Source organism: Lyngbya aestuarii BL J, assembly GCF_000478195.2.
GTDB classification, from domain to species: domain Bacteria; phylum Cyanobacteriota; class Cyanobacteriia; order Cyanobacteriales; family Microcoleaceae; genus Capilliphycus; species Capilliphycus aestuarii.
Window position 1 is genome coordinate 1 of record NZ_AUZM01000160.1, and the last position, 2,423, is coordinate 2,423.

Here is a 2,423-nt window from a genome sequence, read left to right on the forward strand (position 1 = left end):
TTCTTCCATTAACCGTTGCAGTCTCGCCAAATCTTCCCGCGTCACCAAGTCGGCTGTAGACGCATTAATCAGTTCGTTAATGCGTTCTAAACAAGCGTTGATACCTGCGGCAAATTCATAACGAGTTAAAGCCCGGTTTCCTTTATAGGTTCCATCTGGATATCCGGCAATACAACCATAACGTTCAACTAGAGACTGTAATGCCTGAAACGCCCAGTCTGTCGGTTGAACGTCTGACAGTTGGGAAACCGAGGTGACTTGCTGTTTTTTCTTGGAATTAGATCGGCGACCTTCGCGAAAATATTGGTTGAGTTGGTCAGAGGTTTCTGGACTCACGGAATTATCTGTCGTTTCCCCAGACTCGAAATCAGAAACTTGTACCGGAGAAAAACCAGACTGTGGGCCAACTTGACCACTATGGGGATTAACCGGAACTTGGGCCAACAGTTCAGACTGATGATTGCCGCTGGTTTTGACTTGAGTTTCTCCCGGCTGAATGCTTGAGGTCGAAACTTCAGCTACCGCAGTCGAAGACAAAATTAAGCTCGCACCTAAGAGAGCTGGACTGAGCAGCCAAGCTTTCAACGTTTGTTGTGACATACTCTCCTCACACAAATATCAGTTCAATCAGTAGGTCTACTGAAATACTTTTAAATTTCCACCGTCATTTTACTCGTCTTTTCTTCTAGAGGAAAGCGCAGTTCCCTAAAAATACCAAACTTCTTGTAAAATTGCCTCGGTGGACATGGATACAGCGATTCAGTGGACATCTTGATCTCTTTTGATTGGCCTTTTTTGGGTATAACCTGTTACCCTTTTTCACTCAAATTGCAGATTGAGAAACCCGAGTAGAAGCTTACAGCCGATTGTCTTTGACTAGTGATCGTGGAGAATTGAATATTAACTTTTTGTTAACCTAACGTTTGAGAGGGACAGAGAACTCGATACTCCAGAACAAAGATTTTTCTCGAAAATCCCTATAATAAGAATCAAATTAATCTAGGGGACTATGCAACCATTGGCTAGAGCTGATGATCACACTTTTGATTGGCAAGAGTTCAACTTAGAACAGCAGCCAGAACCAACTCAGTTAGATGACATCACGATTCGATTAGAATTAGTCATGTTGGCGTTGGCCGCCTTGACTGGAGTTGGCTCAGAAAGTCTAGTAGAAGTTGCCAATCAACTCAATTTAAACTCAATTATTGCGGATCGACTGACTCAACCCGAGAATTCACAACAACAGAAACCCTTAAGCGTTGATGAAGCCCGAGCATTGGTTTTAATCATCAGTGATCTCGCCAAACAAAATCAAGCCCTCATCCGACGAGCGATCGCTCTTTTAGAACAATATACCCAATCCCAAGATGATATTCATCAAGTGGCTTTATTGCGGGATTATTTTGATTCGTTTAGCCAAATGTATCAAGAACAAATTGACAACACCGCTTCGCCTCCCTCTAAGACCCTCAATCCATTAGCCATTAAACTTTTAATCGAGCTATTATTTTACAGCAATTCTAATAGTCCTCAACGCTTTTGGTTGGCATTGCTCAGTCCCAATCGAGAAGCCCTAAATTAAATCCTAAATTACACCTCAAATTAAACTACAAATTATTGATCTGATCTAGAAATGACAACTCGCAAATACACTCCCCCCACCTGTACATTAGAAGTAATCACGAAAAAGCCTTTACTGGGTCGCTCTAAAAAAGAGGCTGCAACTGATCCGTTCCAGTTTAAATTAAGCTTTGATGACCCCCGCTTACCCGAAGAAGAATATGTCACCGTAGAAGGCGATCAACAACAGTTAGAAAGCCTTGCTCAAACTGTAACATCCTATGTGCAGGATTTCCTCAACAATTCCGCCTGGTTTGACACCCTCTACAAAGAAACAACCAACCCCTCAAAACCCATACTCCCCGATCCAGATGAGATTTATCTCAAGCCAGACGGACTCCTCTATCATGATCTCTTTTTAGGAGCGCTTGCCACTCAAAATTCAGGGCCTTTTGTTCATCTCAGTGCATTACAATTATTTGATTTAGTCACTGCATTAGAAGACTGTACAAATGGAGTTGAAGAAGTCAGTGATAAATCCTTTTCTTTTCGGTTTAAACCTGTAATTTGGTTGCGAACATTACTGATGATTTTCATTAGTATTGGTACATTAACGGGCATCATTGAGTTAATCAACTTCTATCGACAGCCCGCCGAACCCCTCAGCGCTTCGACCGAGGAAACTGAACCCACTCCCATTCCCCCTCCTAACCTAAACCCAGCGCCAGCACTTCCCGTTTGGCCCTCTCCAACTCCAACTCCCTCAGCTTCTCCTCCCCCCGTCGCCGCCAATTTACCCGGAGTCGATACCGCCCCCCTGCCGATACCGCCCCCGTTATTTCCTGAACCCGGAAGTCCCCCTC

Annotated in this window: 3 protein-coding genes; 2 read left to right on the top strand and 1 reads right to left on the bottom strand. The window is 43.7% G+C overall.

The genetic code is table 11. The annotated features are described in order from the left end of the window. Positions 1 to 600 (bottom strand): iron uptake porin (locus M595_RS27085; RefSeq protein WP_023069793.1); only part of this gene is annotated, 600 nt, incomplete at its 3' end. A gap of 409 nt (positions 601 to 1,009) precedes the next feature. Here M595_RS27085 and M595_RS27090 point away from each other — a divergent pair. Beyond that, positions 1,010 to 1,582: a DUF3038 domain-containing protein gene (locus M595_RS27090; RefSeq protein ID WP_023069794.1), complete on the top strand. Its 573-nt coding sequence runs from the start codon at positions 1,010 to 1,012 to the stop codon at positions 1,580 to 1,582. Positions 1,583 to 1,633: 51 nt separating this feature from the next. After that, positions 1,634 to 2,423, top strand: a 790-nt coding sequence (locus M595_RS27095) for a DUF4335 domain-containing protein (RefSeq protein WP_023069795.1), incomplete at its 3' end; no start/stop codon positions are given.

Bases quoted from the DNA above. Each gene is read 5' to 3' on its own strand.
- M595_RS27090 (WP_023069794.1), top strand. From the start codon at position 1,010: ATGCAACCATTGGCTAGAGCTGATGATCACACTTTTGATTGGCAAGAG.